This window comes from Rhizobium sp. ZPR4 (assembly GCF_040215725.1).
Classification (GTDB): Bacteria; Pseudomonadota; Alphaproteobacteria; order Rhizobiales; family Rhizobiaceae; genus Rhizobium; species Rhizobium rhizogenes_D.
The window spans coordinates 225,354-233,369 of the sequence record NZ_CP157970.1; the positions used below are offsets into that span (position 1 = coordinate 225,354).

9 protein-coding genes are annotated in these 8,016 nt (G+C 61.0%); all 9 read right to left on the reverse strand.

The features are described from left to right. Positions 1 to 10: 10 nt before the first annotated feature. Genes ABOK31_RS34265 through traI form a run of 9 tightly spaced genes read right to left on the reverse strand, consistent with a single transcriptional unit; the run spans position 11 to position 7,642 of the window. A complete protein-coding gene (locus ABOK31_RS34265) occupies positions 11 to 673 on the reverse strand; it encodes a conjugal transfer protein TrbF (protein WP_349962985.1) in 663 nt (220 codons plus the stop codon). Between the two features lie 17 nt (positions 674 to 690). After that, a complete protein-coding gene (trbL, locus tag ABOK31_RS34270) occupies positions 691 to 1,878 on the reverse strand; it encodes a P-type conjugative transfer protein TrbL (RefSeq protein ID WP_349962987.1) in 1,188 nt (395 codons plus the stop codon). Beyond that, positions 1,872 to 2,093 carry an entry exclusion protein TrbK gene (gene trbK, locus ABOK31_RS34275; RefSeq protein ID WP_172691202.1) on the reverse strand — a complete coding sequence of 74 codons (222 nt, stop codon included), beginning with the start codon at positions 2,091 to 2,093 and terminating at the stop codon, positions 1,872 to 1,874. Before trbK ends, trbL begins: the two co-directional genes overlap by 7 nt. After that, positions 2,090 to 2,848 carry a P-type conjugative transfer protein TrbJ gene (trbJ, locus tag ABOK31_RS34280; RefSeq protein WP_235676690.1) on the reverse strand — a complete coding sequence of 253 codons (759 nt, stop codon included), beginning with the start codon at positions 2,846 to 2,848 and terminating at the stop codon, positions 2,090 to 2,092. The genes trbK and trbJ overlap by 4 nt, the downstream gene beginning before the upstream one ends. A gap of 22 nt (positions 2,849 to 2,870) precedes the next feature. Continuing rightward, positions 2,871 to 5,339 carry a conjugal transfer protein TrbE gene (locus ABOK31_RS34285; protein WP_172691200.1) on the reverse strand — a complete coding sequence of 823 codons (2,469 nt, stop codon included), beginning with the start codon at positions 5,337 to 5,339 and terminating at the stop codon, positions 2,871 to 2,873. 10 nt (positions 5,340 to 5,349) lie between these two features. Beyond that, the gene (locus ABOK31_RS34290) at positions 5,350 to 5,649 is read right to left on the reverse strand and encodes a conjugal transfer protein TrbD (RefSeq protein WP_172691199.1); all 300 of its coding nucleotides are present in this window, start codon (positions 5,647 to 5,649) and stop codon (positions 5,350 to 5,352) included. Beyond that, positions 5,642 to 6,046 (reverse strand): conjugal transfer pilin TrbC, encoded by a 405-nt coding sequence (trbC, locus tag ABOK31_RS34295; protein WP_172691198.1) that lies wholly within the window; start codon positions 6,044 to 6,046, stop codon positions 5,642 to 5,644. The genes ABOK31_RS34290 and trbC overlap by 8 nt, the downstream gene beginning before the upstream one ends. Further along, on the reverse strand, positions 6,036 to 7,007 hold the full coding sequence (gene trbB / locus ABOK31_RS34300; protein WP_172691197.1) for a P-type conjugative transfer ATPase TrbB: 972 nt from the start codon (positions 7,005 to 7,007) through the stop codon (positions 6,036 to 6,038). The genes trbC and trbB overlap by 11 nt, the downstream gene beginning before the upstream one ends. Beyond that, positions 7,004 to 7,642, reverse strand: coding sequence for an acyl-homoserine-lactone synthase TraI (gene traI, locus ABOK31_RS34305; protein WP_172691196.1), 639 nt, complete (start codon positions 7,640 to 7,642; stop codon positions 7,004 to 7,006). Before traI ends, trbB begins: the two co-directional genes overlap by 4 nt. Positions 7,643 to 8,016: the final 374 nt, after the last annotated feature.

Below are 8,016 nucleotides of genomic sequence, written 5' to 3' on the forward strand. Positions count from 1 at the left end.
GCCATGCCTTTCAAAGCTGTGCGGTCCAGTCGAAATCGCGGAGATAGAGACCGATGGGGTTCAGACGGATGACGCCCTCGTCCTGGGGTGGCGTTAGCGTCACGGTAGCGATGCCGCGAAAACGGCGCACGGCCGTCTCCTTGCCGCGCCGGTCGCGCTCGAACTCTGTCCAGTCCATCTGGTAGGACTGGTTCGAGAGCGCGACGATGTTGTTGACCTCGACCGCGACAGTTGCCGTCGTCGCCTTTTCGAACGGTGAGTTCGAGCGAAACCAGGCATTGACCTTCTCGGTCGCGGGATCGGACGTCCGAAGAAGGGCGTAGGTCCGGTCGATATACTGCTTCTGCACGACCGCATCCGGCGTGACGGACCTGAAGTTTGAGACGAAGCTGCCAAGGGTTGCGCGCACCACGCGCGGATCGGCGTATTCGATCTGCTGCGGGAAACCGGCATTGACTGATGTGCCGAGCTTATCGACCTCGACGATATAGGGAACGAGCTTGACCTCAGTGCTCTGATAGAGCGCATAACCGAAACCGATCACCGCCATGGCCATGCCGGTGATACCGACGATGCGCCAGGCCGCTGCTGCCTTCACATAGGAGCCATAGCGCTCGTTCCATTCGTTGCGTGCGGCCAAATAAGGATTGTCAGGCGGATTAGGTCCGGCCATGGCTTGAGAGCCTCCAGTCATTTGTTCTCGTTGATCGGCGGAGGTGGGGGCGGCGTGGGGCGGCCGGATTGTTGCTCGAGCTTGGCGTTGGCAAGCCCCAGAAGCGAACCAGCATAGGCGCCAGGAGAACCGATCGCCTTTTCTTTTGCAGCCGAACCGACGGCGCCGGTCGCCCCGCCAATGCCTGCCTCCATGCCGCGCAGAGCCGCACTGCCAAGCGACGATCCCCCTGCCCTTGCGGCACTTGCGGCCTGGAAACCTCTTGTCGCAGCGCCTGCGGTGAGGAAGGCGGCTCCCGCCGCGAAGGACGCAGCCTGCCCACCGTGGCGGATCGCTTCCATCCCGGCCCCGACCGATGCGCCCTGCACGACGCCCTGCAGGATCGGCGGCACATACATGGCGATCACGAAAACCACGACGGAGATGCCGGCGATGGCGAGTGTGGTGATGAACTGTTCGGAAGTTGCCGTCGGCGCTTCGGCGAGGCCCAGCAAAATGTCGGAGCCGATCTTGGCGATCATCACCAGCGCCATCAGCTTCATGCCGACGGAGAAGGCGTAGACCAGATATTTGACGGCAAAGTCCTTGGTGTAGGACGATCCGCCGAGGCCAAGCATGATCATGCCGGCGAGCAGGCCGACATACATCTCGACCATGACGGCGACGAAGATGGCTGCGACCAGGCTGAAGGAGATGACGACCACGACCATGGCGAAGACTGCGGCGATCGCGAGCGCATTATCCTCGAATAGGCCGAACTTCGCCTGTTCGGACATCTTGGTTGCGACACGGATACCGGCATCAAAAATATTGGCGGGTGATGCCGAGCCGCCGCCGGCGCCGATCTGAAAGAGACTGTCGACCACGGCCTTGGCGAAGGAGGGACCCTGATCGAGGATGAAGGCGAAGAGGCCGATGAACATGATCCGCCGGACGAGTTCGGCGAACCAGCTATCGAGCGAAGCGGCATTGATTGCCAGCCACACGGCGGCAATGCCGACCTCGATGCCGGCGAGAACCCAGAACAGTGATCGCGCCGCGTTCATGACAGTCGTCTCCCAGCCTTTCGCGGCGGTGACGACGGAGTTCTCCAGCGTCGTAAGCACCTCGCCTTGTTGTGCGAAGGCGGGCGCACTCGCCAACAGGGCAAGACCGATTGCGATGATGGCAGGTTCCATCTTCCGGCAGGAGCGAACACTTACCATCGTGGTTTCATCTCCTGTCCGCCACGGATGTTCTGATCCGGATCGCCGCCGAAGAATTTTCCCCAATATTCCCGGCGCTCGGTATCTGAGGCAGGCCGCGAGGCGGCGCCCGGTTCCGAGATGGGCGTAGGATCGGGCTGAGCAATGATCCAGGTGATGACGCCGGCCCCGATAATCGTGGCCCAGGCGATCGCGATGACGAGGCGCGGGCTCACCAGCGGGGCTCCATCGTCTGACCGCCGCGGATGTCACGCTCCGTTGCGCTGAAGAACTGTTCGCGGCGCGCCTGCGCCAGATCCTTTTGCGCCTGTTCCGATTGGAACCATGTCCCCATCATGGTCATCTGCTGGGAGACGAGACCCCTGAGCTTTTGCATCTGTGCCACCTGCTGGGCAGCAATCTCGTGCCCGACCTGCAGTGCTTTCATTTGCCCATCGGCTGATTCCGACATCGAGCGAAGCGACGACATCGTGCTCTCTTCGCTGGAAAACTGGTCGGCGGTCAGATTTGCCGCCTTCAGCGTGCCGGCGATCGTGTCGCGGTTGGTGTCGGACCAATTCCGGTAGGTCGTCGAAAAGCTCGCCCCAGCAGGCAGAGTGCTCTTCATCTCGGAAAAGCTCTGGAAACGCTGCTTGAGCACGTCGTCGATATTGCCCATGGAGAAGGCGACGCCTTGACCCTGCGCGACGACATTCTGGAGGTTCTTCAGGTCGCTCTCGACCTGACCCCAGACATGGTCGGGCAGCTGAGCAGTGTTCTGCAGCATGTTCTTATAGATGTTGAGCTGGTTCTGGATCTGCTCGGCAAGCTGGGAGATCTGAGTAATCTGGTTATTCACCTGCTCGGCGGATTTGCCGACAAGGGAAATCAGTTCTGCGTTGTTGGCAAGCTGTGTCCATTCGGTCGCCTGCCCGGTCACACCACCGGCCTGGGCTGGCATTGGGAAAGCCATCGACAGGATAATGGTCATGACTGTCATAGCCCGCGCCGCCTCACGCGGTCGGGAAGAGTGTACAGGCATCGGCGATCCCCCTTTGCTGGAGCCAGTGGAGAGGCCAGCCGGCCCCGTGTTCGGAATGAAGAACGCGAATGCGTTTGAGGTCTTCTTTGCCGGACGCCCCGACGAAGGAGAGAGCGACAGGGCCGAGTGCCATATTGAACAGCCGGCGGCCTTCCGGTGAGGCGACGTAATATTCGCGTTTTGGAATAGCCGTGGCGACGATCTCGATCTGCCGTTCGTTGAAGCCGATGCGTTCGTAGAACTCGCGTGTGCCGGGCTCGCGGGCCGCCCCGTTCGGCAGGCAAATTTTTGTGGGACAGGACTCCTTCAGGACGTCGATGATGCCGGAGCGCTCCGCATCGGATATCGACTGTGTCGCCAGCACCACGGCGCAGTTTGCCTTGCGCAGTACCTTCAGCCATTCGCGGATCTTGTCGCGGAAGATCGGATGGCCAAGCATTAACCAGGCTTCGTCGAGGATAATCAGGCTGGGTGCGCCCGTCAGGCGTTTTTCGATCCGGCGAAAAAGATAGGTAAGCACGGGAACGAGATTGCGCTCGCCCATGTTCATCAGCTCTTCGATCTCGAAACACTGGAAGGCGCCGAGCGCCAGACCGTCCTTCTCGGCATCGAGCAACTGTCCCATCGGGCCATCGACGGTATAGTGATGCAGCGCATCCTTGATTTCCCTCATTTGGACGCCCGAAACGAAATCGGAGAGCGAACGGCCACGCGATTCCGCCATGAGCGCGACCTGCCTCGATATGGCGTTGCGATAGTCGGGTGTGATCGTCACACCCTGCAGCGCCACGAGCGTCTCGATCCACTCAGACGCCCAGGCACGATCGCCATCGGTCGCAAGTTCGGCGAGTGGGCAGAAAGCGAGACCTACACTTTCTCCCTTCCCGGACGTGCTGGTGTCGCCGCCAATCTCGTAATGGTCGCCACCAACGCCAAGCGTCAGCGGCAGCATCGAGCCGCCCTTGTCGAAGGCGAAGACCTGTGCATCCTCGTAGCGGCGGAATTGCGCGGCAATCAGCGCCAGCAGTGTCGACTTACCCGAACCTGTGGGACCAAAGATCAGCGTGTGGCCGACGTCGTCGACATGCAGGTTCAGCCGGAATGGCGTCGAGCCGCTGGCAACCTGCATCAGCGGCGGCGAGCCCGGCGGATAGAACGGGCAAGGCGCTGCCGGATTTCCCGACCAGACGGAATTGAGCGGGATCAGGTCCGCCAGATTGCGGGTGTTGATCAGCGGCTCGCGTATATTGGCGTAAGAGACGCCCGGCAGGCTGCCGAGAAAGGCGTCGGTCGCATTCAGCGTCTCGATCCGTGCGCCAAATCCGTCGGCCTGGATCAGGCGACGGACCGCCTCGCACTTCTCTTGGCAGCGGCTTTGGTCTTCGTCGAAGATGACGACGACCGGCGTGTAGTAGCCATAGGCCACCAGCTGCGATGAGGCTTCGGCAATGGCATCTTCGGTTTCAGTCACCATCATCATGGCGTCCTGGTCGACCGACCGCGACTGCGTCTGGAAGAGTTGATCGAAGAAGGGTCTCACCTTTTGCTGCCATTTCTTGCGGGTGCGCTCCAGCCTCGCCCTCGCCTCCTCCGCATCGAGAAAGACAAAGCGCGACGACCAGCGATAGGTGAGCGGCATCAGGTCGAGACTGTTGAGGATGCCGGGCCAGCTTTCGGCCGGTAGCCCGTCAATTGCGACGACACCGAGAAACCGGTTCTCGACCAGAGGTGTGAGCCCATGCTGCAGCTCCGCAGTCACCAGCCAGTCGAGATACATCGGGATTTCCGGCAGACGGACCGGATGGTTCTCGCCGGTGATGCAGAAGCGGATGAACTGGAAAAGCTCGTCATAGCGGGCAACACGGAAACCGCCGCGCTCCAGCGTCTCTCGCGTCAGCATCCGGCGGATCGACACGACGTTCATGAGATATTGCTCGACCTCGCGAATCGAGATCAGAAACGTCTCCAGCGCCCGGTCGGCATAGGTGGCGGAACGGCTGGCAGTATCCGAATAGACATAGCGTGTCAGCCCAGAGCGTCGCGGTTCCGGCGGTCTCCAGGTCAGGATTAGTGCGTGCCGGGTCTCGAAATGGCCGCTTTCCCTTTGGAAATGCGCCCGCCGTTCAGCGTCGATCGCTCGCGTGACCGGGTCAGGGAAGTGGCAATCATCATTGGCCGGATAGTCGCCTGTGGGCACCCTGACGGCTTCAACCTGTATCATCCAGCCCGAACCGAGGCGTGACAGGACCGCGTTGATCTGCCGAGACACGTCGTTGCGCTCGGCGTCGGTCGAACTTTCGCTGTCCGGCCCGGCAAAATACCAGCCGGCCATGAGCGAACCGTCCTTGAGCAGGATCACGCCGTTGTCGACCAACCCGGCATAGGGCACGAGATCGGCAAACGACGGTCCCGTGTGGCGGAAAGATTTGAGGGCTACCATCTGAAGAGCCTCAGAATCTGCGCCAGGGTGCCGAAGTGGCACGGTAGAACGACCTGTAGGAGACGTGCCGGACATAGACGCGCCGCATGAGAGGATCGGCCTTGGCCATCATGCGGAGTGCGGCCACAGCTATGAGCCAGACGGCGATGCCGAACAGCGTGGCATACCAGGTCAGCACCACGAAGATCAGGATGATCGCGGCAAGGGCCGTGAGCAGCACCAGTTCGCGGTCCGCGCCCATCAGCAGGTTCGGACGTGACAGCGCCCTGTGCACGCGCGAACGGGAGAGGTTGGAGCCGACCTCAGCCATGAGCCTCCTCCCCTTCCGCGCGAAGCGTTGCCGTGGGTTTGAAGATGTCCGGTTCGGACTGTGTCGCCGCCTCCCCAATCGACGCGCCTGTCGCACCGAACAGGGCGACGATCTGAGTGGCTCCCAGGAGAACCCCGCCAACGAGGGCGACATAGCAAAGCCTTCGAGCGAAATCGTTCAGTTCGCCGCCGAAGATCAGCATGGCGCCGGCGATCGCCACGGCGGCCAGAGCGATGAAGCCGGCGACAGGACCGGTGATGGACTGTTGGATCTGCTGTAGTGGCGATTCCCACGGCAGCCCACCACCGCCGGATGATGCAAGCGCCGGCTCAGCGAGGATTAGAGAAATGACAGCTAGTGCCACGCTGGCGAAAATAATCTGTGTCCTACGCGACATGGCTGTCCTCATCGATTTGAGCGTAATGTTCGGTCCGGTAGTGCGAGTTGCTGAAGCCCTCGACGTGAATGATCTCGCGGACCCGCCTCCCCTGCCCTGTCCGTTCGATGGAGACGACGAGATCAACCGCTTCTCCGATCACGTCCTGCATCGGCTGCTGGCTGGCTTCTGCGGTCAGCTGCTCCAGCCGGCGCAAAGCCGACATCGCGGTATTGGAGTGAATGGTGGTGACACCGCCCGGGTGGCCTGTATTCCAGGCCTTGAGCAGTGTAAGGGCGGCACCGTCACGGACCTCGCCGACGATGATGCGATCAGGCCTGAGACGCATCGTGCTCTTCAAGAGCCGGGGCATATCGACTGTATCGGTGGTGTGCAGGCACACTGCGTTTTCCGCCGCGCATTGGATCTCGGCGGTGTCCTCAAGAATGACCATGCGATCATCCGGCGCCGCCGCAACGATCTCGGCGATGACGGCATTTGCAAGCGTCGTCTTGCCAGACCCGGTTCCGCCAGAAATGACGATGTTCAGGCGCGAAGCAATCGCGGTGCGTAGTACCGAGGCCTGGGCTTCGGTCATCACCTTCGACTTCACATAGTCGTCGAGTGGAATAAGCCGTGATGCCCGTCTCCGGATCGTAAAAGTAGGAGCCGATACCACAGGCGGCAACAACCCCTCGAACCGATGTCCCCCGATCGGGAGTTCGCCGGAAATGATCGGTTGCTCGTCGTCGGCTTCCGATTGCAGCGCATGGGCGACACTGCCGATGACGACTTCGGCGGCGGCAGCACTCATCGCGCCGGCCGGGGCGACGCCATGCCCCAACCGTTCAATGAACAGTCTGCCGTCCGGATTGAGCATGATCTCGACAACCATTGCGTCGTCGAGTGCAGCACAAAGCTGGTCGCCGAGCGCGTCCTGGAGTTTGCGGACAAGACGGGGATGGGAACGGAGCTGGGTCACGCCGCGCTCCTGATTGTATTGCCGACTTTCCCCGCCGAAATTGGTTGGTAGCCTGTCGGACGAACCTGCTCGAAGCTCGTGTGATCGGCTGGAAGGATGCCGGCCACGGCGGTAGTGTTGCCGATTTCGACAGGAGCTCCGAGTCGCCGCATCGGCCAGCCGGCCCGGTTCAGGATACGCTCGAAGCGCAGATCGGTCGCGGTGACGATCTCATCGAACCCGTTCGCCATCGACCACTCGATGATGCCGGCGAACATCGTTAGCGTGACGAGGTGGAGTTGTCCCCCTCCCCTTCCCGCTGGCAACGACGTGTCGACGCAGAAGCGGGAGCTCTCGATCATTGCTGCGTGAGCACCGAGCGAGCCGTTCTCCAGCAACTGGCGGAAGGTTTGCTCCAGCATGGTGGGACCTGACGCTGGCAGCAGACGTGCGCAGCCAACGACCTTCTGGCCGGCTGCGATCGCCAGAATGTAGGTTGGAAGAAGGTCGTCATATTGATCCCGCTCACCCGCTTTGGTGATGGCAACATCCCATTCCAGACGGTCGCCGAACACGGCGGCCCGAAGACGGTGCATCTGGTTCAGGTACTCGAGGTTGCTTGCGTGGTGGTCGGCCGAGACGCTTAGAATCTGCATTGTGTTCTCCGCATGAACTGGTCAGGCGAAGGAAAATCATCTCGTTTTGTGCGTGGCTACGTGCAGATTTGCATCGACTGATTCTACCGAGTCGGGGTGAAGTTCGGTGTGCAGGGGCATAATCAGCGATGGAAGACGCGCGATTTCATGTGCAAATCTGCAGTTGGGCGCGACTGGTCAAGCAACCGGGAATCGAGCTAATACTCGGAAAGTCTTCAGCAATATTGGCTGTCGCTAGATTTCGGCGAACGCGCGTTAACGTGCCGTTAACCAAAAAGCTCTTGCTCGCCAACCAGAATCGACGCTTATTGTTACCGGCGGAACTTTGCCGGTTCTGCGAAAAATACCGCCACTGGCAAGAAATGGGTTTTGAG